This window comes from Naasia lichenicola (assembly GCF_004801885.1).
Lineage (GTDB): Bacteria > Actinomycetota > Actinomycetes > Actinomycetales > Microbacteriaceae > Naasia > Naasia lichenicola.
This window is the reverse complement of record NZ_SSSM01000001.1, coordinates 748671-773429: the sequence shown is the minus strand read 5'-3', so window position 1 is coordinate 773429 and position 24759 is coordinate 748671. Positions and strand designations below refer to the sequence as shown.

Sequence of the window (24759 nt, the reverse complement as noted above, 5' to 3'; positions counted from 1 at the left end):
GAGGATTCGTTACGCCCCGCTCGGGTCGCGAGCACAGAGGGGCCCGCAGCGCCCTCGGTAGACTGACCGCGCCATGATGCACTCCGTCGACCTCCGCGCGACCAGCTCCTCCAAGGCCGAGCTGGCTGCGATCATCCCTCGAGCGACAGTCGACCCCGCGTCGGCCGGAGCCGCGGCCGCCGCCCTCATCGACGATGTGCGCAGTCGGGGCGAGCTCGCCCTGCTCGACCAGGCCGAGCGCTTCGACGGCGTCCGTCCGACCCGGATCCGCATCCACGCGCGGGACATCGGCTTCGCCCTCGGCCAGCTCGACCGCGCCGTGCGCACCGCCCTCGAGGAGGCGATCGACCGGGTCCGCCGGGCGAGCGAGGCGCAGATCCCCGCCGGCGGCATCACGACCCTGGCGGAGGGCGCCGAGGTCGTCCAGCGCTGGCAGCCCGTCGGCCGGGTGGGCCTCTACGTCCCCGGCGGCAAGGCCGTCTACCCCTCCAGCGTCGTCATGAACGTGGTGCCGGCGCAGGTCGCCGGCGTCGGATCGATCGCGATCGCCTCCCCGCCGCAGCGGCAGTTCGACGGCTCCGTGCACCCCGTGATCCTCGGCGCAGCAGGACTCCTCGGGATCGACGAGGTGTACGCGATGGGCGGGGCGGGTGCGATCGGCGCCCTCGCCTACGGCGTGCCGGACCTCTCGCTCGATCCGGTGGACGTCATCACCGGCCCCGGCAACGTCTTCGTCGCGGCCGCCAAGCGACTGGTCCACGGCAGGGTCGGCATCGACTCGGAAGCGGGCCCCACCGAGATCCTGATCATCGCCGACGCCAGCGCCGATCCGCGGCTCGTCGCCATGGACCTCATCAGTCAGGCGGAGCACGACGAGCTGGCGGCCGCCATCCTCGTCACCGACTCGACCGAGCTGGCGGACGCGGTCGTCGCCCTGCTGCCCGAGCTGGCCGCCAGGACCGCCGCAGCGGAGCGGGTGGCCGTCTCGCTGTCCGCGGAGCAGTCGGCCATCGTGCTCGTCGACGACCTGACCGCCGCCATCGCCTTCAGCAACGCCTACGGGCCGGAGCACCTCGAGATCGTGACCGAGAGCCCCGAGCGGGTGCTCGACAGCATCGAGAGCGCCGGAGCGATCTTCCTCGGCGCGAACTCGCCCGTGAGCCTCGGCGACTACCTCGCCGGCTCCAACCACGTGCTGCCGACCGGGGGAGGGGCGCGCTTCTCGTCCGGGCTCGGTGCCTACACCTTCCTCCGACCGCAGCAGATCATCCGCTACAGCGAGAGCGCCCTCGCCGCGGTGCGCGACGACATCGTGGCCCTCGCCGATGCGGAGGGTCTGCCCGCCCACGGCGAGGCTGTGGCCGCACGCTTTCCGGACTGAGCGAAGGTTCGGTGCGGCCGGGTCCTTCGACTGAGTCCCGCTCCCGCTCTCGGTCCGATCGCTGGCGGTCCGAGACTCACCGACCGACCGTTCCGAGTGCTCGCTGAGAGCGTGACCGGCGCGCGGATCCCGCCGCCACCGGCTCGCCCGCGTCCCGTAGCCTGGTGGCACCATGCACTGTCCTTTCTGCCGCAATGCCGACACCCGGGTGGTCGACTCCCGGGTCAGCGACGACGGGCTCGCGATCCGCCGCCGCCGTCAGTGCCCCGAGTGCGGACGCAGGTTCAGCACCACAGAGACCGCCAGCCTCAACGTCATCAAGCGCAACGGCGTGCTCGAGCCGTTCAGCCGCGAGAAGGTCATGTCGGGTGTGCGCAAGGCGTGCCAGGGACGTCCGGTGACCGACAGCGACCTGGCCCTGCTCGCCCAGCGGGTCGAAGAGGCCATCCGCGCCACGGGCGCGTCGCAGGTCGAGGCGAACGACATCGGCCTGGCGATCCTCGCGCCGCTCCGGGAGCTGGACGAGGTGGCCTACCTGCGCTTCGCGAGCGTCTACCAGAGCTTCGACTCCCTCGACGACTTCGAAGAGGCCATCACCCTGCTGCGCGTCGAGCGCCCGGTGGGCGCCCCGCGCCCCGCCGAGCACGACTGAGCCCACCCTCCTACACCGCGGACGTCCGCGGCCTGACGACCTTCTGCCCCGGAGCTGATCGCGCCCGTGTACCGCCTGCTGTTCCGCCTGATCCTCGTCCGGATGGATCCCGAGCGCGCCCACCACCTCGCCTACGAGGTCATCCGGCTGCTGCCGCGCACCGGGCTCGGCTGGATCATCCGGCGTCTCTGCGCACCCGACGCCCGGCTGGCCGTCCGGACCCTCGGGCAGACCTTCCCGTCTCCGTTCGGCCTAGCGGCGGGCTTCGACAAGGATGCGCGCGCCATCCGCGGGCTCGGCCAGTTCGGCTTCGGCCACGTCGAGATCGGCACGGTCACCGCGCACGCGCAGCCGGGCAACCCGACTCCCCGCCTGTTCCGGCTCGTCGAAGACCGGGCGGTGATCAATCGGATGGGGTTCAACAACCACGGTGCGGAGGCCGCAGCCGAGGAGCTCGTCCGCACCCGCCGGGCCCCATCCCTGCCCGTGATCGGCGTCAACATCGGCAAGAGCCGTGTGGTCGAGGTCGACGACGCGGAGGCCGACTACCGGCGGAGCGCGAGGACCCTTGCGCCCCTGGCCGATTACATGGTGGTGAACGTCAGCTCGCCGAACACCCCCGGACTCCGCGGACTCCAGGAGCTCGACAGGCTCGAGCCGCTGCTCGTCGCGGTACGCGAGGAGATCGGATCGGTTCCGCTCCTCGTCAAGATCGCCCCGGACCTGCAGGACGAGGAGATCGTGCATCTCGCGCAGCTCGCGGTGCGACTCGGCCTCGACGGGATCATCGCGACGAACACGACCATCTCGCGCGAGGGACTCCGCAGCGATCCGAGTCGAATCGAGTCGGCCGGCGCGGGCGGTCTGTCGGGGCGGCCGCTCGCCGCTCGCGCTCTGGAGGTGCTCCGCCTGCTGCGCTCCGTGGTGCCCGCCGACCTGTGCCTGATCTCCGTCGGGGGAGTGGACACCAGCGCCGACGTCCGCGAGCGTCTCGCGGCAGGGGCGACCCTGGTCCAGGGCTACACGGCCTACCTCTACCGCGGCCCGTTCTGGGCGCGCGGCATCAATCGCGAGCTGGCGAAGTACGGCGAACTGACCCGCTAGGACGGGTCAGTCCATCGTCAGCTCGGGAACTCTCGGCGCTTGACCTGCGGCTTCGGCGTGCGAAGCCGGCGGAAGTACACGCTGCGCATCGCCGCGTAGAGGCCGAGGCCCTTGACGGAGACGTCGGCGCCGAACTTCTCCCGCACCTTGCGTCGCACCGTCACGGCCAGGATCAGCGAGTCGATGATCACGAGTATGAGGAACGCGTAGACCACGAAGATGCCGTAGAACTGCACCTCCTTGCTCGGGATCGCCGTCATGACGATGAAGATCAGCAGGACGGGCATGAACGCCTCGCCGATGCCGGTCCGCGCATCCACGTAGTCGCGGACGAAGCGACGGGTCGGACCCTTGTCCCGGGTCATCAGGTAGCGCTCGTCGCCGTTGGCCATGCCGATCCGCGCCTTGTCGCGCTCGACGGCGAGCTGGCTGCGCGACTGGCGACGCGCCTCCTTGCGGTCGGTCGGCACGAGCGGCCGCTTGTTGGCCGCCTCGCGCTCGCGGCGCGTGGGGGTGCGTACGCCCTTGCCGATGACCGGCTCGGCCGGTGCGGGAGGGGGAGTGTTGGACTGCTTGGGCACGGCGGGTTCCTCGAATTCTGGAGTACTGGAAGTTTACCAGCCAGCTGATCAGGTCTTTTGTGTAGCTAGCAGGGCCAAAACGGGGCTCCGTGCCAGATCTTTGCCAGATCTACGCGGTGTCGCGGTTCGTGTCATTCAGCTTCGCGGCTTGTGCGCTCATCTTCTCAGCCAGGGCTAGAACTCTTCACAGCTTGGCTCAATGCAACGTTCCCAACCGGTAGCTAGGGAGCCTCCTGTACCTCCTCTTGTAGCATCGCATTTGCCTGAAGGGCAGTGGCCACGGCTTCGAACTCTGCAAGGGATCGGGATCGGGGTCGGGGTCGGAGCCACTTCTTGGCTCTGGCTACAAGTGCTTCAGCTCGCCATGCGTCATTACAGAGCCCCCTATGTACTCCCGGCTAGGCGGATCAGAAGAACGACGCGATCCACTCCGGAGGCTGAAAGACGAGCTGGTCCGTGATGCGATCGAACAAAGCCTGCACGTCGCGCCTGATCTCTTTGGCGAGGCCTACCTCGCGTGCGGGCACTGTCCAGATCGCCAGCAGCAGCTTCTCGACCTCGAGCCGGTAGCCGGCGTTATCGTCTTCGTCAGTCCAGTCGTTCAGACGGTCAAAGAACCACAGGACGAGGTGATCGTCGGTAAGGGTCTCATCCTTCGAAACTGCGAAGTCGTCATCGTCCACGCTCTGAGCATGCAGGGTCAGTCGACCAACGCGAGGCAGTCAACGCCGGCGGGGTTCGTGATGGAGGCCAACGTGCCCGAGTACCAAGAGGTCGTGGGCTTGCAAAGCTCCCGGGTCCCAACGTCGCTCGTCTTAACCCACATCGCCTTCTTGTCGTAGTCCAGGATCAGCGTCTGGCCGGCTTGTTCTCCGATCACGTATCCGACCGTGGGCTCGCCCGCAATGGTGATCGCTTCGCGTGCCTGCCATGGCGTGTAGAGGGTGAAGAGGATCAGAAAACCGGCGAGGGTCGACATGATCCAGACCGGATTGAGCATGACTGAAGCTGGCTTCTTTGGGGGCTTCTCGCTCTTCCTCACCTTGCGCACGATGAACAGAGAAGCTGCGCCGAGGAACCAGCCGAATGCCACCGGGATGGACATTGAAAGCGCGACCAGGGGAGTGAGCGGTACCCAGATCAATGCTGTTCGGAGAGTCAGCAGAGGAGAGGCATCGTTCGAATTGCCGGCCCACAGCCATCGCCGAACGGCGGGCATAGTGAAGAGGAACGGCACGACTGTGGTGATGAAGTTGAACATCGTGGAGATCAGCACCTGCGTGCGGTTGGCCACCGAAAGTGTTGCAAGAGCAACCTGCACATCGAAGTTGCAGAAGTAGTAGACGCGAATCACCGAGAGCAGAACCAGGCCGGCTGATATCGCGAGAGCGGTGTTGCTGACAAGCAGCTTCTTTGAGACGGAATCGACTGTTTCCGCTCTGTGGGCGGGGGCTTCAGTGGACATCGGGACATCCTCACGGCTATGGGAACGCTATAAGGTGAAGCTAACGATGACCCCCGACAATGACTCGTTTCTCAGACCAGAGCGGCTGCCGATCCATCGTCATCCGGCTTCTGAGACTGCGCAATGATCCTGATCCATTCGCCTGCAGAGTGCTCATCTAGTAGCGAGGGGTTGCTCTCCAGGATCTGCATGACCGAGTCCTGGAACTGCTTCGGAGTGAGCTGATCAGTGGGCTTCGCTTCGAGGACGTTGCCTTCCTCGACGATCTCTGCTTTTTCAAGGATGCGGCGCTGCTGCTCGCTGAACTCTGCAGTACGAACCATCAGCCGGAAGCGCTCGTCCCATTCAGCGCGGCTCATGGTGACCTTGGCTTCAGAGATGGCGACCTCAACGCCGGTGCTCGAGGCAATGAACATGGCCGGCTCGACCGCAGCCTGGGGCTTAGCGGACTCCGCCTCTGTCGCCGGCCGCTTGATTGCCCTGGCCCATGCTTCCTTGATCTTGGGGATGCCCTTGTCGGTCATCCACTGCACGATGAGCGGCGTTACCTGCCGGACGATCTCCTGCACGAGCGCCTGGGTGATGGCAACAGCGATCTGCTGCTGCATCGGGCTTAGACGCGGCGCTGAATTGGACGCCGTACCTGGCGCAGAGGCAATGCGTTCTGATGGGGACGCCGAGTAAACAGGCATGAACACTGCTTGGTCAACGAGCTTGTGCGTTATGTCGCTATAGATACCACCGACGACGCCGCCATCGACGGTTCGTGAGACCCCGAAGTGGTGACCTTCTGGGACGTCTGCTTCGAACAACATGAGTCGACCCTATGAGCGCGGTTGCTCCGGGCACCATGCCTTACTTCTAGTGGGCCATGTCGGGTGCGCGATCGAAGCCACGTCGGTACGGTGCGGGGATGGCCTGGTCATACTGGCCTTGGATTCGGCGAGTGGAACCTACAAGCCGGCGATGATGGGAAGCCAGGCGTAAGGCGGTTCACCGACTTCGCTGGTAGAACGACTGTCGACCCGGCAGAGCCCTACCCGGGCATCCTGAAGATCAAAGTGCTGACTTACGGCAAGGAGGGCGGAGAGGTCTTCAGTCGCCTGGGTGCCAAGCTGCTCGATGGCCGGAAGTTCATCTGCAAGACCTCAGTGAACGGCACGGATCTTCCTTTCAGGATGATCGAGAAGCCAGTGAAAGCAGTTGCGACGTTTGCGCCTGATCGAGTCTCAGCTCTTGTAGAGGCCCTGCGGAACGGGGACCAGGCAACGAACGAGGCGGGTCCGCGCGTCTTCGAGGAATGGCTTCGTTCAAACAAGTATTGAGGCGGCCCGAGGTCAAGGTAGAGCGAGCACTCACGCGGAGCGGCGCAGGCCCCTCACCAGGGATCGCCCACAGCTTCGCTCTATGGCCTGGATCCTGGACTTGAAGTGCTCTCTGGTGACCTGGGCGTCGGGATGTGGCAGATCATGCAGCTCTCAGACAATGTCGTCTATATCGACAACGTCGGACTTCAGAATCAAGCAAGGAGGTCCGAGTCCCGGCCTACCATCGCACCACTACCTGTCGTCACCAAGCTGGAGATCATTACCCAAGAGGACGACCTGTCGGGGATTGCCGGCGGCAACCTCTTACTTAGGTCCAGCGGCGCCTACCTCGCGTCTAGATCCGGCACAACCGTCGGCCGTCTGCGGGTGCGCTTTGAGGACGGCCGCGTCCTCGTCATGAAGGCGAAAATGATTGTCTACGACAAGTTCTTAGCCAATCTTGTTGAAGCAGAGCAGGCGCCCGAGAGTGGCGAGCGCGATGACGTGATCGGGCTGATCACCAAGCTCGGCGCTCTACCTGCCGCTGGTGTCCTGACTGATGACGAGTTCTCGACCAAGAAGGCCGAGTTGCTCGCTCGGCTGTCAGTACGACTGGTACACCTGACGAGTGAAGAAGGCGTTCCTCCTCGGTGCTGGTGCCTCTGTCGATGCAGGCCTGCCCACCAGCGTGCAACTCACCCGCAGGATCTCAGATTCGATCGACGAAAAATACCAGTACCGAACGTTGGCGCGGGTTCTACATGTCGTCATCGGCGCACTCGTTCAACACGACACCGGGCTGGGTGGGAAGGCCTTCGATGGTGTTGATGTTGAACGTGTGTTTGCGGCCGTGCGTAGCCTCGAACACCGCCGTTCTCTCGATCTGGCCGCGTTCATTGGTAGCTGGAACCGGAATGTGGAAGCAATGTCGGACTCCTCCAGCATGCCGTCGGGATGGGGTCGCGAATTTATGAAGGCGCTGTCTGATCAGCACTTCGCGGCCCGAAATGTGGAGAAAGCATTTGTGGCCGGCGTGAAGGCGGTGACACAGGGCAGCAGCGATCGGACCTTCCAACGCCTCCAGGCCGCCATGCTCGACGCTCTGGTCGAGATCCTGCGAGTCGACCCCAACAGGGTGGACTATCTCAAGCCAATCGTGACCGCGAAGGACCTGGTCGGCATTGCCACGCTGAACTATGACCGGTCCCTAGAACTGGCCTGCGATGCCGCTGAAGTCACTCACGACACTGGCTTTAGCGCATGGAGGGGCGGTTACGACTGGAATTGGAACGGGATCCGGGATGTCCGCCTACTGAAGGTCCACGGGTCGCTCGACTGGACCATGTCGTCACTACAGAGAGATGGCATGCGTGTGAGGGGGGATTCCCTATCTCAGCTAGGAGAGTCGGCCAACGCGTCAAACGCGGTGAACGGTCAGCCGGCGGTTGTTTTTGGCCATGGATCCAAGCTGCGTGCGGATGGCCCATTCTTGGCGATGCTGGTCGAACTAGATCGCATGTTGGCGACGACCGAGTGGTTGACCATCATCGGCTACTCCTATCGAGACGACCACATAAATGCGGCCATTGCTCGCTGGCTGAATTCATCCGTTGCATCAAGGCTCACCATGATTGACAAGAATGAGAGGACCTGGGAATTCGTTAGCTATCCGCCGACGTTCGCGCGCGAAGTCTTGTCCGGCATCAAGGGTGGCGAACAGCTGGGTCAAAAGAAGCGGCCTCCACTGACGCACGACGTGATTGTCGAATCTGCCGCCGTAGGGCTATCTCAGATCGCCGCAGAGCTAGCTACCTAAATCAGTCCGAGTTGCTGAGCGAGTGCCGCGACTACGTTGAGCAGGTCTTCAAGCAAGTCGAACTCGGCTGCTTGCTCTTCTGTGGTCGGCCAGTTGTGCTTCATGCATCCAGGATCGAACCGACCTCGGACAGTGCCAGGCACAACCTTGTCCCTGCTAAGAGATAAGCCAGTCGTGCCTTCGGGCGTGCACAAGCAACGATGATTTACAGGTAATTGCGGCTCGTGGCGGTAACCAGTTTTAGGACCGCGTCGGCATGCAACCTGAACCTGACCAAGCAAGATGTGCGCGACGACAAGGTGTGGACAACCAGGGGAAACCGTTTTGAACAGCAGTTCCTCGAAATTCGTCGCCTTAGGATAACCCGTATGGCCAGTGACACCCCGGCAGCGGGCGGAGCCCGTCGCGCAGCAGCCCTCGAAGAGGCGGTCCTCTCGGGACTTCCGACCGCCATCGCCCAGCTGAGCGGCCTGGTGCGCATCCCGTCGGTCTCGTGGGACGGCTACGACCCCGCCTCGGTGGCCGCCAGCGCATCCGCCATCGCGGAGCTCGCGCGGGCGACCGGAGTCTTCGACTCGGTGGAGGTGCTGCGCGCCCCGATGACCGGACCGGAGGGCGGCGGTGAGCTCGGCCATCCTGCCGTGCTCGCGACCCGCGCCGCCCGCAACGGTCGCCCCACCGTGATGCTCTATGCGCACCACGACGTCCAGCCGCAGGGCGATGAGGCGCTCTGGGAGTCGCCGCCGTTCGAGCCGACCCTGCGCGGCGACCGGCTGTACGGTCGCGGAGCCTCCGACGACAAGGCCGGGGTCGCCACGCACCTCGCCGCCATCCGCGCGCTGCAGGAGGTGACCGGGGGAGACCTGCAGGTCGGCCTCGTCCTCTTCATCGAGGGAGAGGAGGAGTTCGGATCGCGATCTTTCCCCTCCTTCCTCGAGCAGCAGCGCGAGCGTCTGGCCGCCGACGTCATCGTCGTCGCGGATTCCGACAACTGGAGCACGACCGTTCCGAGCGTGACGGTCAGCCTGCGCGGCAACGCCGCGTTCAACCTCACCGTGTCGACCCTCGACCACGCCGTGCACTCCGGCATGTTCGGGGGAGCGGCGCCCGACGCCATGCTCGCCGCGATCCGCCTGCTCGCCACTCTCTGGAACGCCGACGGCACCGTCGCCGTGGACGGGCTCGCGACCTTCGACGGCATCGACGCGCCCGACTTCCCGGCCGATCGCTTCCGCGAGGAATCCGGACTGCTGGACGGAGTCCAGCCGATCGGCGGCCCCGACGGCAGCCGTTACGGCCAGATGTGGTTCGGTCCCTCCATCACCGTCACCGGAATCGACGCCCCCTCGGTGCGCGACGCATCGAACACCCTCGTCCCCACGGTCCGCGTGCGCATCTCGTCCCGCGTCGCTCCCGGCCAGCCCGCGGGCGAGGCATTCGCTGCGATCGAGCGGCACCTGCACGCCAACGTCCCCCTCGGAGCGCAGATCTCCATCGCCGACGTCGACAACGGCGAGGCGTTCCTCGTCGACACCAGCGGGTGGGCGTTCGCCGACGCCAAGGCGGCGCTCACCGACGGCTGGGGTGCGGAGGTCGTGGAGGCCGGCATCGGAGGATCCATCCCGTTCATCTCGGACCTGGTCCGCGTCTTCCCCGAAGCGCAGATCCTGGTGACCGGCGTCGAGGACCCCGACACCCGAGCGCACTCGCCCAACGAGTCCCAGCATCTGGGAGTGCTCCGGCGGGCGATCCTCAGCGAGGCGCTGCTGCTCTCCCGCCTCGACGAGCGCTCCTGAGACGCGCGACATTCGGCAGCCGGCACGGGGGCGGGGACATGCGGCCGACTCCGACAGCGGGTGAGCGCTCGTCGTTTACACTGATTCCCAGCAGTAGATGACTCCACCTCAGGCGTTTGCCCACATGGATTCCGACGAGAGGCACACAATGACCGACGTAGCGATCAGCGACCGTCCCGAGCTCGACACCCACAACGTCGGCCTGACCGACGGTGCCGCCGGCAAGGTCAAGAGCCTGCTCTCCCAGGAGGGCCGCGACGACCTGCGCCTTCGCGTCGCCGTCCAGCCCGGCGGATGCTCCGGCCTGATCTACCAGCTCTACTTCGACGAGCGCATGCTCGACGGCGACGTCACCCGGGACTTCGACGGCGTCGAGGTCGTCGTCGACCGGATGAGCGTCCCGTACCTCGATGGCGCGACCATCGACTTCGAGGACACCATCCAGAAGCAGGGCTTCACCATCGACAACCCCAACGCCGCAGGATCCTGCGCGTGCGGTGACTCCTTCCACTGATCTCCCAGTGACCGAGGGCCCGATCGTCTACGGACGGTCGGGCCCTTCTCGTACGGAGACACTGTGATGCGGACGGAACACTGCCGTGTGCGGCAGCGCTCCGTCCGCATGGCCGTGTTCTGCGCGCGCCCCCGTTCACAGGGAATCTGCGGGGGCGTCCAGCGAGCTCATAGGGGGCGCCACGCAGCTTCCGAAACGCCGCGTGTAGCGGCGGGGGCGCGAGCGACCAGATAGAGTTGCGGGTGTTCCAACTCCGTTTCTCGAGAGGTTTAGGGTGCGTTCGAGACGTCGACTCCGCTGGGTGACCATCCCGGTCGCGTCCCTGGTGATCCTGGCCCTGGCGGGCTGTACCCAGGCTCAGCTCCACGGGTTCCTGCCCGGCTTCCAGGAGGATCAGCCCGCCGTCACCAACCACGCCGATCTGGTGTCCGCCCTCTGGGTGAACTCGTGGATCGTGCTGCTGGCTGTCGGCGTGGTCACCTGGGTGCTCATCGTCGCCGCAGCGGTCATCTACCGCCGGCGCCGCGGACAGACCGGCCTGCCGGTCCAGCTCCGCTACAACATGCCGATCGAGGTGTTCTACACCGTCGTCCCGCTGATCCTCGTGCTCGGCTTCTTCGCGTTCACCGCCCGCGATCAGGCCACCATCGAGGCGCGCGACCCGAACCCCGACGTCACCATCGAGGCGTACGGCAAGCAGTGGGCCTGGGACTTCAACTACCTCGACGAGGACGTCTACTCCACCGGCATCCAGGGCCAGCCCAGCGAGGACACGGTCGGCAGCGGTGCCGGAGTCGTCCAGTCGCAGCTCCCGCTCCTCGTGCTGCCGGTCAACAAGTCGATCGAGATCCAGCTCAAGGCGCGCGACGTCATCCACTCCTTCTGGGTCGTCGACTTCCTCTACAAGAAGGACATGATCCCGGGCAAGACGAATTTCATGACCTTCACGCCGACGCGCGAGGGCACGTATTCGGGAAAGTGCGCCGAGCTCTGCGGCGACTACCACTCGCTCATGCTCTTCACGGTCAAGGTCGTCTCCGAGCAGGAGTACGAGGACTACATCCAGGGCCTCAAGGACGCCGGCTTCACCGGCCGCCTGGGCGACGACTACAACCGCAATCTCAACGAGCCCGGTGACGGCAGCTCCGAGGTTGTGGGATCCGACAGCTCGAGCACGGAGTAGCGAATGACATCGACTCTCAACCGGCCAAGCACCGGCATCCCCGCCGGCCAGGCCAAGGTCATGAGCGGACCCGGCGTCGGCCGCAAGGGCAGCGTCATCGTCAGCTGGATCACCTCCACGGATCACAAGACGATCGGCTACCTGTACCTGATCACGTCGTTCATCTACTTCCTGATCGGCGGCGTCATGGCGCTCGTCATCCGGGCGCAGCTGTTCGAGCCGGGCAACTCCTTCGTGCCGACGCACGAGCAGTACAACCAGCTCTTCACGATGCACGGCACGATCATGCTGCTGATGTTCGCGACCCCGCTGTTCGCGGGCTTCGCCAACGTGCTCATGCCGCTGCAGATCGGCGCACCCGACGTCGCGTTCCCGCGGCTCAACGCCTTCGCCTACTGGCTCTACTCGTTCGGATCGTTCATCGCGGTCGCCGGATTCTTCACCCCGCAGGGCGCGGCCTCGTTCGGCTGGTTCGCCTATGCGCCGCTGTCCAGCCTGACCTTCTCGCCGAGTCTCGGCGGCAACCTGTGGGTGTTCGGCCTCGGCCTGTCCGGCTTCGGAACGATCCTCGGCGCGGTGAACTTCATCACCACGATCATCACGATGCGCGCTCCCGGAATGACCATGTTCCGGATGCCGATCTTCACCTGGAACATCCTGGTGACTTCGCTGCTGGTCCTGATGGCCTTCCCGGTCCTCGCCGCCGCCCTGCTCGCTCTCGGTGCTGACCGCGTGTTCGGAGCGCACGTCTACGACGCGTCCAACGGTGGCGCTATCCTCTGGCAGCACCTCTTCTGGTTCTTCGGCCATCCCGAGGTGTACATCATCGCGCTGCCGTTCTTCGGCATCGTCTCCGAGATCCTGCCGGTCTTCAGCCGCAAGCCGATCTTCGGCTACCGCACCCTGATCTACGCGACGATCGCCATCGCCGCGCTGTCGGTGACGGTCTGGGCGCACCACATGTACGTCACCGGATCGGTGCTGCTGCCGTTCTTCGCCCTCTTCACGATGCTGATCGCCGTTCCGACGGGCGTGAAGATCTTCAACTGGGTCGGCACCATGTGGCGCGGATCGGTCACGCTCGAGACGCCCATGCTCTGGACCATCGGGTTCCTGATCACGTTCGTCTTCGGCGGCCTGACCGGCATCATCCTGGCGTCGCCGCCGCTCGACTTCCACGTCTCCGACTCCTACTTCGTCGTGGCGCACTTCCACTACGTCGTGTTCGGAACCGTCGTCTTCGCGATGTTCGCCGGCTTCTACTTCTGGTGGCCCAAGTGGACCGGCAAGATGCTCAACGAGCGGCTCGGCAAGATCCACTTCTGGCTGCTCTTCATCGGCTTCCACATGACCTTCCTCGTGCAGCACTGGCTCGGAGTGGTGGGCATGCCTCGCCGCTACTACACGTACCAGCCCGAGGACGGCTACACGTGGATGAACCAGCTGTCCACGGTCGGCGCCATGATCCTCGGCGCCTCGATGCTGCCGTTCCTCTACAACGTGTGGATCACCGCGCGACGTGCCCCTAAGGTGACCGTCGACGACCCGTGGGGCTATGGCCGTTCGCTCGAGTGGGCGACCTCCTGCCCGCCGCCGCGGCACAACTTCACGTCCATCCCGCGCATCCGCTCGGAATCCCCGGCATTCGACCTGCACCACCCCGAGGCGGGCATCCCGGTCGGGATCGGGCCGGCGAAGGATGCGCCCGATGCGCCGACCGTGGATCTGGCTTCAGGAAAGGTGAAGTAGCGACATGAAAGCGAATGTCCGCCTCTTCTTCATCCTCGGCGTCTTCTTCGTGGTGGCGTGTGCCATCTACACCGTGTGGACGATGCTCTACGACGCCCAGAACCTGGCGACCGACCCCTCGGGCGGCGCACCGCAGGCGCAGGTCGAGTGGGTCGGCACCGTCGGGATCGGCCTCACGGCGATCCTCGCGTTCTTCATCGCCTTCTACCTGAGCCGCTCGCACGCGGCGCAGGGCGGCGAGCTGCCCGAAGACCGCCTGGACGCGAACATCGACGACGGCGATCCCGAACTCGGCTTCTACAGCCCGTGGAGCTGGTGGCCCATGGTCCTGGCCCTGTCGGCGGCGCTCGGCTTCACCGGACTCGCGGTCGGCGTCTGGATCACCTTCATCGGCGTCGGCATCTTCGCGGTGGCGATCACCGGATGGGTCTACGAGTACTACCGGGGATACCACGCGCACTGACCCCATAGTCATGCACTGAAAGAGCGGCGGGGCCTTCGGGCACCGTCGCTCTTCTCGTCGAGACCGATCCGGTCAGTCGGCCGGGGTGATCACCCGTCGGTGCCAGGCGAGGACGAACGGCAGCACGACCAGCTCGAGCACCAGCGTGGCCTGGAAGACCGGGTGCGGGAGCCCACGGCGTGAGATCGACAGCAGGCGGGGAAGTCCGCCGAGGGCCGCGAGGGAGAGCACGAACCGCGTGATCTGCGCCCGCTGCTCGGGCGCACGGAGGGTCCACCAGAGCACGCCGCCGGCGGCCGCCCAGAACACGTTCACGAAGCGGTACTCGCTGTCGACGCTCGCCGTGGTCTCCGCGCCGCCGGGCGCCCGCTCCGGGCCGCCGAACATCCCGAGCGCCCCGGTGGCCACCGGGATGGCACCGAGTACCGCCAGAGCGGTCAGAAGGGTGGATCTCTCGCCGGCCTGCCGGCGTCGTCGCTCGCGTCTGCTCGTCATGACCTCACGCTAGTCCGGGAGGGCTGCGCTTCGTTCGACGTGCAGACGTCCGCGCAATCGCCCGTGCCGACCCCGTTCCCCCTGTCGGCGGTGCGCGCAGTGGGTGACAATGGGCGTCACGATGAGGAGATCGACGCGATGGAGCGGCGGTGCATCTTGGAGGATGCGGACCGCAGGCGCGGTCGGAGCCATGGCTCTGGCAGCGGCGGTCGCGTCGTGCTCGGGCGCTCCCGCAGCACCGATCCGGACGGTGATGGGAGGACCTCGGCCTGACGGCTCTGTGGAGTCCTTCGCACGGGTCATGACGTTTCCCCAGCTGCCGACGGCTTCGGTGCCGCGTTCCACAGCGGCCGAGCTCGACGCCGTGCTCACCTCCTCAGTGGAGCACGGGTTCCCCGCGGTGATGGCCGCGGTGATCGAGGCGGACGGACTGTGGTCGGGGGCCGCGGGCGCCGATGGTCCCGAAGGCCGGCCTGCTGCCGTCCATGACGAGTTCGCGATGGGAGGCATCACGCGGCTCTTCACTGCGGCGCTCGTCATGCGCCTGGCGGAGCGGGGCGAGCTGCAACTCGACGACCCGCTGTCGTCCTACCTGCCCGATGACATCGACAGCAATGGCGCGACCGTGCTGCAGGCGCTGCAGATGAGGTCGGGACTGCCGGACGGGTCACCGTCGAGCGGTGCGAAGCCGACCGCCGATCCCTCTCGTCCCTGGACTCGGGCAGAGCTGACAGCCGAGTTCCCTGAGCCGGCCGTTCCGGCAGGGAGGGAGTACATCCACTCGGACCCGACCTACACGATGCTGGGGCTGGCGGTCGAGACCGTCACGGGACTGCCGCTGGCGGAGGCGATCCGAACGTCACTGCTGGACCCGGCGGGGTCGTCCTCGTCGCTGCTGCTGCAGGGCACGGCCACGCCGACGCCGAGGCCGTGGGCGCTGCCGATCTCGGGGACGGACGAGCCCATCGCGACCTTCGGAGCGGGTGCCGCGCTGCCCAACCTGGCCGAGGCGACCTCGTCGCCGGGAGCCTCGGGGATGGCGGGAACCGCTCCCGATCTCGCCGAGTGGGCCTGGCAGCTGTTCGCGGGAAAGATCGTCTCGCTGTCGTCTGTGGACCGACTGATCGCGCTCGACGACGCAGGAACCGGGTCGGGCCTCGATGATCTGACCGACCACGGCCTTCCGGGTGCCTACGGACACATCGGGAGCATGGACGGCTACCAGTCGCTGCTGGCGGTCTTCCCGGGGGATCAGACCGTCATCGTCGTCTTCGCCACGCAGCGCGACGCGGCCGTGGAGGCGGTGGCCGCAGACCTCGAGGACGCACTCGGCCCCTGACACCAGAGGTCGTCGGCACCTCGAGGTCGTTGGCGCGGCTCACGGGTTCAGGGCCGCCAGCCGATCCAGGAACTCCGCCTGCGCGCTCACCAGCTTGTCGCGGGCGTCCTCGAGCAGGAACCATGCCACTCGATCCACCTCGGGAAAGGATGCGGTCCGCCCGGACCGCGGCGGCCACTCGAGCTCGAACTCGCCGAGCACGACGTCGGTCAGATCGGGGTCGCCCTCGACCGCCCAGACCTGCACGGTCTTGCCGCCACGCTGTCGGACGGTCCCGAGATCGTGCCTGATGCCGGCCGGCACGCCCAGGCCCAGCTCTTCGGTGAACTCCCGTGCGGCCGCATCGTAGGGAGTCTCGTCGTGCTCGATGAGGCCCTTCGGAATGCTCCACGCGTGCTCGTCCTTGCGCGCCCAGAACGGACCGCCCATGTGGCCGATCAGGACCTCGATGCTGCCGGCTGCAGACCGCCGGAACACGAGGACGCCCGCGCTCTGCACAGGATGCAGGGCGCGGGCGTCCGTCGTGTCGATCACAGGTCAGCTGCGGATGTGCGGGGCTCCACCCATCGCCTCGTCCTTGGCCTCGACCACGCCGTGGTCTCCATGGTCACCGTGGCTATGCGCGGCCTCGAGCTCAGTGCGGGTGACCGGAGCGATCCGGTCCTCGAAGAACCACCGGCTCACCGCGGCGCGGAGGCGCTGACTGGTCTTGATCTCGCCTCGGTCGTTCGGACGGAGCATGAGCGGCTGGTAGTCGTTGAAGCTGACCAGCTTCCAGCGCTCGTACGCATCGAGCTGGTGATGCACCTCGATGTACTCGCCGCCGGGGAGGCGGACGATGCGGCCCGACTCGAAGCCGTGCAGCGCGATCTCGCGGTCCTTCTTCTGGAGCGCCAGGCAGATCCGCTTGGCGATGAAGAAGGCGATGAACGGACCGATCACCGTCGTGAACTGGAGGATGTGGATCACGTGCTCCATCGCCATCTTGAAGTGCGTGGCGATGAGGTCGGAGGACGCCGCGAAGAACAGGCCGCAATAGAAGGTGATGCCGGCGGCGCCGATCGCGGTGCGGGTCGGAGCGTTGCGCGGACGGTCGAGCAGGTGGTGCTCGCGCTTGTCTCCGGTCACCCATCCCTCGAAGAACGGGTAGAGCAGGACGGCCACGATGAACAGTCCGAGCACGACGACGGGCAGGAACACGTTGAGCGAGAACGTGTAGTTGCCGAGCGTCCACTCCCATCCCGGCGGGATGAGTCGCAGGGCGCCGTCCGCGAACCCGATGTACCAGTCGGGCTGGGTGCCGGCGGACACGGGCGACGGGTCGTACGGTCCGTAGTTCCAGATCGGGTTGATGGTGAAGAACGCGGCCATCAGCATGATCACGCCGAAGACGATGAAGAAGAACCCACCGGCCTTGGCGGCATACACGGGGAGGATCGGGTAGCCGACGACGTTGTTGTTCGTCTTGCCCGGGCCGGGGTACTGCGTGTGCTTGTGCACGACGACGAACACCAGGTGCAGGGCGATCAGCGCGACGACGATCGCCGGCAGCAGCAGGATGTGCAGCGTGTAGAGGCGCCCGATGATCTGGGTGCCGGGGAACTCGCCGCCGAACAGCAGGTAGGAGATCCAGGTGCCGATGACCGGGATGCCCTTCAGCAGGCCGTCGATGATCCGCAGGCCGTTGCCGGAGAGCAGATCGTCAGGGAGGGAGTAGCCGGTGAAGCCCTCGCCCATCGCCAGGACGAAGAGCAGGAAGCCGATGACCCAGTTCAGCTCGCGCGGCTTGCGGAAGGCGCCCGTGAAGTAGATGCGCAGCATGTGCAGCACGATCGAGGCGATGAACAGCAGCGCCGCCCAGTGGTGCACCTGCCGCATCAGGAGACCGCCGCGGACGTCGAAGGAGATGTCGAGCGACGAGTTCATGGCCGCGGACATCTCGAGGCCCTTGAGCGGAACGTACGAGCCGTTGTAGACCACCTCGGCCATGGAGGCCTGGAAGAAGAAGGTGAGGAACGAGCCCGAGATGAGGATGACGACGAAGCTGTAGAGCGCGACCTCACCGAGCATGAACGACCAGTGGTCGGGGAAGATCTTGCGGCCGAACTCCTTGACGACGGCGGAGATGCTCGTGCGCTCGTCGAGGTAGTTGGAGATGGCGCCGACCGCGCCGCCCTGCGTTCCGGGCTGGACCTGTCCGGGCTGGACGGTGGAAGTCGGTGTCTCAGGCGTTGTCGTAGTCACTGCGACGCTCCCAGAATGATGGCCCTACGGGCTCGTGGAAGTCGCTTTGCGCGACCAGGTAGCCTTCGCTGTCGACCGCGATCGGCAGCTGAGGCAGGGGACGGTTCGCAGGACCGAAGATGACCTTCGCCTCCTGTGTGATGTCGAACTGCGACTGGTGGCAGGGGCAGAGCAGGTGATGGGTCTGCTGCTCGTACAACGCCACCGGGCAGCCGACATGGGTGCAGATCTTGGAGTAGGCGACGATGCCGTCGTACGCCCAGCCCACCTTCTCGGGAGAGGGGTTGAGGTCCTCGGGCTTGAGGCGCATGAGCAGCACGGCCGCCTTGGCCTTCTGCTCGAGCAGGTCCTCGGCGTCCTCGAGTCCCTCGGGGATGACGTGGAAGACCGACCCGATCGTCACATCCGACGCCTTGATCGGGATGCCCGTGGGGTCGCGGGTGAGGCGGGTGCCCTCCTTCCACATGGTGTGGGAGAGCAGCTCGGCGGGGTTGTTGCCGATGGGCGCCAGATCGCGGAAGAAGAAGATGGCGGGGAGCGGGAAGATCGCCAGCGCGCCGATCAGCGAGCCGCGGATCAGGCTGCGGCGGCCGAATCCCGACTCCTTGTTGGCCTGGTCGAAGATCTCGATGGCGCGCGCCCGGGTGGCGGCGGTGCCGCGGATGGGGTGACGGACGTCGACGCCCTCGTGGTCCATCATCAGGGCCTTGCCCCAGTGGACGGCGCCGATGCCGATGGTCAGCAGCGAGAGAGCGATGAACGAGCCCAGGAACAGGGTGTTCAGCCGGACCGATGCCGGGTCGTCCGGAACGATCGGGACCGCGAAGTAGGAGACGATCGCGCCGATGGAGCCGACGACCGACAGGTAGAAGAGCGCGGTGACGATCCGGGACGCGCGGCGCTCGGACTTCGGGTCGACGTCGGTGACGCGCTGGCGGTGCGACGGCAGCCCGGGGTTCTCGATGATGTCGCGGCTCACGACCGCGGTGCCGACGGGAGCCCCGTCGCCGTGCGATGTGGCAGTCGGAACGAGTTCGGTTCCGGAAATATCGGCAGCCATCTCGCGCCCCCTTTCGTCAGCCATCCGCGCCCCCTCAGTGTATGCCGGTTGCGTGCAGGACGGGGATGTTCAGTGAAGTCTCAGTTGTTGGATCGCCGGGAGTTCGAGCGACGGATCAGTTGGAGCGGGCGGTCAGCCAGACCGTCAGCGCGACGATCGTTCCGAGCCCGAAGATCCAGAGGAAGAGACCCTCGGCGACCGGTCCCAGGTTCCCGAGCTCGATGCCTCCGGGGGAGGGGTTGTCCTCGAGGTACTTGAGCGACGTGATGATGTCGCGCTTGTCCTCGGGGGTCAGGTTCGCGTCGTTGAAGACGGGCATGTTCTGCGGGCCGGTGACCATGGCCTCGTAGATGTGCTTGGCCGAGACGCCGGTCAGTGACGGCGCGTACTTTCCCTCGGTGAGCGCGCCGCCGGCTCCTGCGACGTTGTGGCACATGGCGCAGTTGATGCGGAAGAGCTCGGCGCCGTGGGTGGCGTCGCCGCCGCCGTCGAGGTACTCGGCCTCGGGCAGTCCCGGCCCCGGCGCGATCGAGGCGACGTAGGCCGCCAAGGCCGCGGTGTCCTCGGTGGTGAACTGTGCGGGCTTCTCAGGGGCCTGCGGTCCGGTGTTCTGCAGCGGCATGCGGCCGGTGCCGACCTGGAAGTCGACTGCCGCCGCTCCGACGCCGAGCAGCGACGGCCCCGCGCTGGTGCCCTGCAAGTTCATGCCGTGGCAGGTGGCGCAGTTGGCGGAGAAGAGCTTGGAGCCCCGGTCCACCTGGTCCTGCGAGGCGGCGACGGCCTCAGTGCCCGAGGAGGTGGAGTTGAACAGGGCGTAGGCGCCGCCGGTGAAGAGCAGGCCTATGGCGATCAGCGCGACGGTCGCGAGCGGGTGCCGGCGTCCGGTGCGGGTCGAACGTCGTCGACTCTTCTTCTGGGCTGCAGAGCTCACGGAGCGATTCCTACTTCAGGATGTAGATGACGATGAACAGGAAGATCCAGACCACGTCGACGAAGTGCCAGTAGTACGACACGACGATGGCGCTGGTCGCCTCGCGGTGGCCGAAGTTGCGCGCGGCGAAGCCCCGGCCGATCACCATGAGGAAGGCGATCAGACCGCCGGTGACGTGGAGGGCGTGGAATCCGGTGGTCAGGTAGAACGCGGATCCGTAGGAGTTGGTGGCGAGGGTGAGGCCCTCGCTGACGAGGGTCGCGTACTCGAGCACCTGTCCCGAGACGAAGACCGCGCCCATCGCGTAGGTGACGAAGAACCACTCGGTCATGCCCCAGTGGCGCGGGTTCCAGCTGGTCCGGTAGGGCTGGAGTCGCTCGGCGGCGAAGACACCCGCCTGGCAGGTGAACGAGCTGAGCACGAGGATGATCGTGTTCGTGGCCGCGTACGGCACATTCAGATCGCCTACCTGCTCGGCCCATAGGTCGGGGACCGATGATCTGAGGGTGAAGTAGATCGCGAAGAGACCAGCGAAGAACATGACCTCGCTGCCGAGCCATACGATCACGCCGACTGCTACGGAGTCGGGGCGATTGATGACCGGGGCGCTTGTCGACTGAAGTGCTGACGCGCTGCTCACATGTCCATTATGTCGGAAGAGGGGGCGGGTCACCGCGCTGTCCGCGCGTCGCGGCCCGCGAGTCGCCGCCGGGAATCGGACTGCTGCGTCGGTCGTGCGCCCCTGACTCATGAGTCGATCCGCCCCGTTCCGGGGATGCGCGCCTCGCGCCCCCGTAACGGGTGCATATCGTTCGCTCGGGCGGTGTGCAGTCCGCTCCCAGAAGCGCCATCGTCTTCCGCCGTTCAGCGACGCCGGCGAGGCCGGGAGGGTGCCGGCAAGGGCCACCGACGCGCTTCAGTAGCATCGGGAGCATGTTCCAGCCCCCCACCTGGCCCCTGCTCATCGGCACCCTCCTGGATGGACAGGATCTGAGCATCGCCGAGTCGACCTGGGCGATGCAGCAGGTGATGACGGGAGAGGCGACGCCCACCCAGCTCGCGGGGTTCCTGGTGGCACTGCGCGCCAAGGGGGAGACGGTGGACGAGATCGTCGGATTCCGCGACGCCATCCTCGACAACGCGACCCCGCTCTCGGTCAGCTCCGACGTCGTGGACATCGTCGGCACGGGCGGCGATCGGTTCAAGACGGTCAACATCTCGACCATGGCGTCGGTCGTCGCCGCGGCGGCCGGAGCCAAGGTGGTCAAGCACGGCAACCGAGCGGCGAGCTCCGCATCGGGCTCGAGCGATGTGCTCGCGGCACTGGGGATCGACCTGTCCCGATCGCCCGAGCGGGTGGCCGAGATCCTCGACGAGGTGGGCCTCACCTTCGTCTTCGCCGCGGCGTTCCATCCCGGCTTCAGGCACGCGGCCGTCGTGCGCGGCGAGCTTGGCGTGCCGACGGTGTTCAACTTCCTCGGCCCGCTCTGCAACCCGGCCCGCCCCGAGGCGAACGCGGTCGGCGTCGCGCGGCTCGAGGCGGTCGAGCTGATCGTGGGCGTCTTCCAGACCCGCGGAGCGACCGCGCTGGTCTTCCGCGGGGACGACGGGCTGGACGAGCTGTCGACCACCGGCCACTCGCACATCTGGGAGGTGTCCTCCGGTGCGGTCACCGAGCACGACATCGATCCCCGCGACCTCGGGCTGCCCCGGGCGAGCATCGCCGACCTGCAGGGCGGCAGCGCCGCCGACAACGCGGCCATCGCCCGCCGCGTGCTGTCGGGGGAGTCGGGTCCGGTCCGCGACATCGTGCTGCTCAACACTGCGGCCGCGCTCGTGGCGTGGGACCTGTCGCACGACCCGACCGAGGCCGACCGGCCGATGGTCGGGCGGCTCGCCGCTCGGATGACCGACGCGGCCACGGCCATCGACTCGGGTGCCGCGGCCGAGAAGCTCGACGCCTGGATCGCCGCCACCCGGCGCTGACGGACGCGCGAACTGCCCGGTTCTGCCGCTCGGACGCGCGTCCAGGCAGCAGAACTGGGCAGTTCGGCATCAGCCCCGCACCTCAGACGCGGGCTCGGACGATGTCCCGCAGTCGGCCGGCCAGCTCGATCGGGTCATCGAGATCCCGCGCGCCCACCTCGACGACCGTCCATCCCTCGGCCTCGAGCTTCGAGCGCCGCGTCAGATCCATGTGCCACTGCGCCGGATCGCGATGGTGGTCGCCCTGGTACTCGATGATCAGCCGCGCACTGCGCACCACCAGGTCCGCGCGGGCGAGGAAGCGCCCGTTGCGGTCGAGGATGTCGTCGTTCACCGTCAGCTCGTCCATGCCGGCCAGCATCAGCAGCGCCCGCAGCCGGGATTCCTGCGGAGACTCCGATCGAGAGTTGAGCAGCTGGCAGGCGGTGGCGAGCCGAGCGGATCCCCGCTGTCCCCGGCGCATCCGCACGTAGTCCACGAGCTCGTCGCGCTCCGGGCCGTCCGTGAGCAGGAAGTCGCCGGCCGCGACCAGGTCGTGGATGGCCAGCACCTTGCCCAGATCGAACCAGGTTCGGATCGGCGAGGTCACGGGCACGTCCCCCACCAGGATCCGCTCTCCGGGAGCGAGATCGAGGGAGTGGCCGCGGATGCCCCGCGCATGCGGCGCCCGCTCCGGACGCGGCAGGGCGACATCGACGTCGTCGGCGAAGGCGATCCGCGGCGGCAGGGGGATGCCGTGCAGCAGAGCGGCCGTCGCATGGCTGACGAAGGCCTGGCGGGGCAGCCGTTCGAGGTAGAGCCGGCAGCTGTCGAGCAGTGTCTGCGGCGGCTGCCGCGAGCGAACGCCCCACACCTCGCGGTGCAGGTCCCGCGCCCGCATCCGGGTGGGGCTCGCGCCGCGCCCGAGGGCTCGGGAGGTCGTGAAGGTCGAGTCGACGAGGTCGGGCGGGAGGGGCTTCGCGTTCGGCATGCGGGACACCGTGCCAGCGGAGGCGCCTGGAGCGCACGAGTTCTCCACAGGCCGGACGCCGAACTGCCCAGTTCTGCTGCTCGGACGGGCGTCCAGGCGGCAGAACTGGGCAGTTCAGGAGTGCTGATTGTGAGCAGCGGCTACTTCACGTCGTCGTCGACCCAGTCGAACGTCTTCGTGACCGCCTTCTTCCAGAGGCGCAGCTGACGGTCGCGCTCGTCGTCCTCCATGTTCGGAGTCCAGCGGCTGTCCTCCTGCCAGTTCTTGCGCAGGTCGTCGAGGTCCGCCCAGAAGCCGGTGGCGAGGCCGGCCGCATACGCGGCGCCGAGGGCGGTCGTCTCGGCGACGACCGGACGCACCACCGGCACGCCGAGGATGTCGGCCTGGAACTGCATGAGCGTGTTGTTCGCGATCATGCCGCCGTCGACCTTGAGCTCGGTGAGGTCCACGCCGGAGTCGGCGTTGACCGCGTCGAGCACCTCGCGGGTCTGGAAGGCGGTCGCCTCGAGGGCGGCTCGGGCGATGTGGCCCTTGTTCACGTAGCGGGTGAGGCCCACCAGTGCGCCACGGGCGTCGGAGCGCCAGTACGGCGCGAACAGTCCGGAGAACGCGGGCACGAAGTACACGCCGCCGTTGTCCTCGACCGTCTTGGCGAGCTCCTCGATCTCGGGGGCGCTGCTGATCAGTCCGATGTTGTCCCGCAGCCACTGGATCAGCGATCCGGTGACGGCGATCGAGCCTTCGAGCGCGTAGTGCGGCTTCGCGTCGCCCAGCTTGTAGCCGAGCGTCGTGAGCAGGCCGTTCTTCGAGTGGATGATCTCCTCGCCCGTGTTGAAGATGAGGAAGTTGCCCGTGCCGTAGGTGTTCTTCGACTCGCCGGTGTCGAAGGCGGCCTGACCGAACGTGGCGGCCTGCTGGTCGCCGAGGATGCCGGCGATCGGCACCTCGCGGAGCAGGCTCGACGACGATGCCGTGCCGTAGACCTCGGAGGAGCTGCGGATCTCGGGCAGCATCGATGCGGGGACGCCGAAGTCCTTGAGGATGCTCTCGTCCCAGCTGAGGCTCTCGAGGTCCATGAACAGGGTGCGCGAGGCGTTGGTGACGTCGGTGGCGTGCACGCCGCCGTCGGTCCCGCCGGTCAGGTTCCAGAGCACCCAGGTGTCGGTGGTGCCGAACAGCAGATCGCCGGCCTCCGCCTTCTCCCTGGCTCCGTCGACGTTCTCGAGGATCCAGACGATCTTGGTGCCCGAGAAGTAGGTGGCCAGCGGCAGCCCGACCTTCTTCTTGTAGCGCTCGACGTCGCCGTCGGCCAGGCGGTCGACGATCTTCTGGGTGCGGGTGTCCTGCCAGACGATGGCGTTGTAGACGGGCTCGCCGGTGTTCTTGTCCCAGACCACCGCGGTCTCGCGCTGGTTGGTGATGCCGATAGCCGTGATGTCGTGACGGGTGATGTTGGCCTTCGAGAGGGCCTGTCCGATCACCTCGCGGGTGTTGTCCCAGATCTCCTTGGGGTCGTGCTCGACCCATCCCGCCTGCGGGAAGATCTGCTCGTGCTCCTTCTGACCGGTGGAGACGATCGAGCCGGAGTGATCGAAGACGATCGCTCGCGTGCTGGTGGTTCCCTGGTCGATAGCGATGACGTACTCCGCCATGGCATAACTCCTTCGTTATTCGTCCGCTCGCTCGAGCGGCCTTGGGTGCGGGGCTCGGTTGGGTGCCGCAT

At 66.6% G+C, this 24759-nt stretch carries 24 protein-coding genes; 12 read left to right on the top strand and 12 right to left on the bottom strand.

What is annotated here, in order from left to right; all coding sequences use genetic code 11:
- The first annotated feature begins 73 nt into the window (after positions 1-73).
- From hisD to E6C64_RS03680, 3 genes are all read left to right on the top strand, one after another.
- The gene (hisD, locus tag E6C64_RS03690; RefSeq protein WP_136426233.1) at positions 74-1381 is read left to right on the top strand and encodes a histidinol dehydrogenase; all 1308 of its coding nucleotides are present in this window, start codon (positions 74-76) and stop codon (positions 1379-1381) included.
- Positions 1382-1553: 172 nt separating this feature from the next.
- A complete protein-coding gene (nrdR, locus tag E6C64_RS03685; RefSeq protein WP_136426232.1) occupies positions 1554-2033 on the top strand; it encodes a transcriptional regulator NrdR in 480 nt (159 codons plus the stop codon).
- Positions 2034-2099: 66 nt separating this feature from the next.
- Positions 2100-3137, top strand: coding sequence for a quinone-dependent dihydroorotate dehydrogenase (locus E6C64_RS03680; protein ID WP_136426231.1), 1038 nt, complete (start codon positions 2100-2102; stop codon positions 3135-3137).
- Positions 3138-3154: 17 nt separating this feature from the next.
- Here E6C64_RS03680 and E6C64_RS03675 read toward each other — a convergent pair whose 3' ends face one another.
- The 4 genes from E6C64_RS03675 to E6C64_RS03660 form a co-directional block, all read right to left on the bottom strand.
- Complete coding sequence (locus tag E6C64_RS03675; RefSeq protein WP_136426230.1) at positions 3155-3718, bottom strand: DUF3043 domain-containing protein; 564 nt, start codon at positions 3716-3718, stop codon at positions 3155-3157.
- Between the two features lie 407 nt (positions 3719-4125).
- The gene (locus tag E6C64_RS03670; RefSeq protein ID WP_136426229.1) at positions 4126-4401 is read right to left on the bottom strand and encodes a hypothetical protein; all 276 of its coding nucleotides are present in this window, start codon (positions 4399-4401) and stop codon (positions 4126-4128) included.
- Between the two features lie 17 nt (positions 4402-4418).
- Positions 4419-5183, bottom strand: coding sequence for a hypothetical protein (locus E6C64_RS03665; RefSeq protein WP_136426228.1), 765 nt, complete (start codon positions 5181-5183; stop codon positions 4419-4421).
- 71 nt (positions 5184-5254) lie between these two features.
- Positions 5255-5998 (bottom strand): hypothetical protein, encoded by a 744-nt coding sequence (locus E6C64_RS03660; RefSeq protein ID WP_136426227.1) that lies wholly within the window; start codon positions 5996-5998, stop codon positions 5255-5257.
- 63 nt (positions 5999-6061) lie between these two features.
- Between E6C64_RS03660 and E6C64_RS03655 the strand changes: the two genes are divergently transcribed.
- The 7 genes from E6C64_RS03655 to E6C64_RS03620 all read left to right on the top strand — a co-directional run bounded on the left by E6C64_RS03655 (position 6062) and on the right by E6C64_RS03620 (position 14011).
- A complete protein-coding gene (locus E6C64_RS03655) occupies positions 6062-6508 on the top strand; it encodes a hypothetical protein (RefSeq protein WP_136426226.1) in 447 nt (148 codons plus the stop codon).
- A 610-nt stretch (positions 6509-7118) separates the two neighbouring features.
- Positions 7119-8306 (top strand): SIR2 family protein, encoded by a 1188-nt coding sequence (locus E6C64_RS03645; protein WP_158437729.1) that lies wholly within the window; start codon positions 7119-7121, stop codon positions 8304-8306.
- Between the two features lie 368 nt (positions 8307-8674).
- A complete protein-coding gene (locus E6C64_RS03640; RefSeq protein ID WP_136426224.1) occupies positions 8675-10102 on the top strand; it encodes a dipeptidase in 1428 nt (475 codons plus the stop codon).
- Between the two features lie 148 nt (positions 10103-10250).
- Complete coding sequence (locus E6C64_RS03635) at positions 10251-10616, top strand: HesB/IscA family protein (protein WP_136426223.1); 366 nt, start codon at positions 10251-10253, stop codon at positions 10614-10616.
- Positions 10617-10890: 274 nt separating this feature from the next.
- The gene (gene ctaC / locus E6C64_RS03630; RefSeq protein WP_136426222.1) at positions 10891-11799 is read left to right on the top strand and encodes an aa3-type cytochrome oxidase subunit II; all 909 of its coding nucleotides are present in this window, start codon (positions 10891-10893) and stop codon (positions 11797-11799) included.
- Between the two features lie 3 nt (positions 11800-11802).
- Positions 11803-13548: an aa3-type cytochrome oxidase subunit I gene (gene ctaD, locus E6C64_RS03625; protein ID WP_136426221.1), complete on the top strand. Its 1746-nt coding sequence runs from the start codon at positions 11803-11805 to the stop codon at positions 13546-13548.
- 4 nt (positions 13549-13552) lie between these two features.
- On the top strand, positions 13553-14011 hold the full coding sequence (locus tag E6C64_RS03620) for a cytochrome c oxidase subunit 4 (protein WP_136426220.1): 459 nt from the start codon (positions 13553-13555) through the stop codon (positions 14009-14011).
- Positions 14012-14083: 72 nt separating this feature from the next.
- On the opposite strand, the gene E6C64_RS03615 is transcribed toward E6C64_RS03620, so the two are convergent.
- The gene (locus tag E6C64_RS03615) at positions 14084-14506 is read right to left on the bottom strand and encodes a DUF4345 domain-containing protein (protein ID WP_136426219.1); all 423 of its coding nucleotides are present in this window, start codon (positions 14504-14506) and stop codon (positions 14084-14086) included.
- A 301-nt stretch (positions 14507-14807) separates the two neighbouring features.
- Here E6C64_RS03615 and E6C64_RS03610 point away from each other — a divergent pair, with 301 nt between their 5' ends.
- The gene (locus tag E6C64_RS03610) at positions 14808-15845 is read left to right on the top strand and encodes a serine hydrolase domain-containing protein (RefSeq protein WP_158437728.1); all 1038 of its coding nucleotides are present in this window, start codon (positions 14808-14810) and stop codon (positions 15843-15845) included.
- Between the two features lie 39 nt (positions 15846-15884).
- On the opposite strand, the gene E6C64_RS03605 is transcribed toward E6C64_RS03610, so the two are convergent.
- From E6C64_RS03605 to ctaE, 5 genes are all read right to left on the bottom strand, one after another.
- On the bottom strand, positions 15885-16379 hold the full coding sequence (locus tag E6C64_RS03605; protein ID WP_233255436.1) for an NUDIX hydrolase: 495 nt from the start codon (positions 16377-16379) through the stop codon (positions 15885-15887).
- Between the two features lie 3 nt (positions 16380-16382).
- Complete coding sequence (gene qcrB, locus E6C64_RS03600) at positions 16383-18089, bottom strand: cytochrome bc1 complex cytochrome b subunit (RefSeq protein ID WP_438941831.1); 1707 nt, start codon at positions 18087-18089, stop codon at positions 16383-16385.
- Complete coding sequence (qcrA, locus tag E6C64_RS03595; protein WP_136426217.1) at positions 18070-19149, bottom strand: cytochrome bc1 complex Rieske iron-sulfur subunit; 1080 nt, start codon at positions 19147-19149, stop codon at positions 18070-18072. Before qcrA ends, qcrB begins: the two co-directional genes overlap by 20 nt.
- 115 nt (positions 19150-19264) lie before the next feature.
- On the bottom strand, positions 19265-20080 hold the full coding sequence (qcrC, locus tag E6C64_RS03590) for a cytochrome bc1 complex diheme cytochrome c subunit (protein ID WP_136426216.1): 816 nt from the start codon (positions 20078-20080) through the stop codon (positions 19265-19267).
- A 10-nt stretch (positions 20081-20090) separates the two neighbouring features.
- Positions 20091-20720, bottom strand: a complete 630-nt coding sequence (ctaE, locus tag E6C64_RS03585) for an aa3-type cytochrome oxidase subunit III (protein ID WP_269846366.1) — start codon at positions 20718-20720, stop codon at positions 20091-20093.
- A 293-nt stretch (positions 20721-21013) separates the two neighbouring features.
- Here ctaE and trpD point away from each other — a divergent pair, with 293 nt between their 5' ends.
- Positions 21014-22066 (top strand): anthranilate phosphoribosyltransferase, encoded by a 1053-nt coding sequence (gene trpD / locus E6C64_RS03580; protein ID WP_136426214.1) that lies wholly within the window; start codon positions 21014-21016, stop codon positions 22064-22066.
- Positions 22067-22148: 82 nt separating this feature from the next.
- Here the strand turns inward: trpD and E6C64_RS03575 are convergent, their stop codons facing one another.
- Positions 22149-23036, bottom strand: coding sequence for an endonuclease domain-containing protein (locus tag E6C64_RS03575; RefSeq protein ID WP_136426213.1), 888 nt, complete (start codon positions 23034-23036; stop codon positions 22149-22151).
- A gap of 140 nt (positions 23037-23176) precedes the next feature.
- Positions 23177-24688, bottom strand: coding sequence for a glycerol kinase GlpK (gene glpK, locus E6C64_RS03570; RefSeq protein WP_136426212.1), 1512 nt, complete (start codon positions 24686-24688; stop codon positions 23177-23179).
- Between the last annotated feature and the right edge of the window lie 71 nt (positions 24689-24759).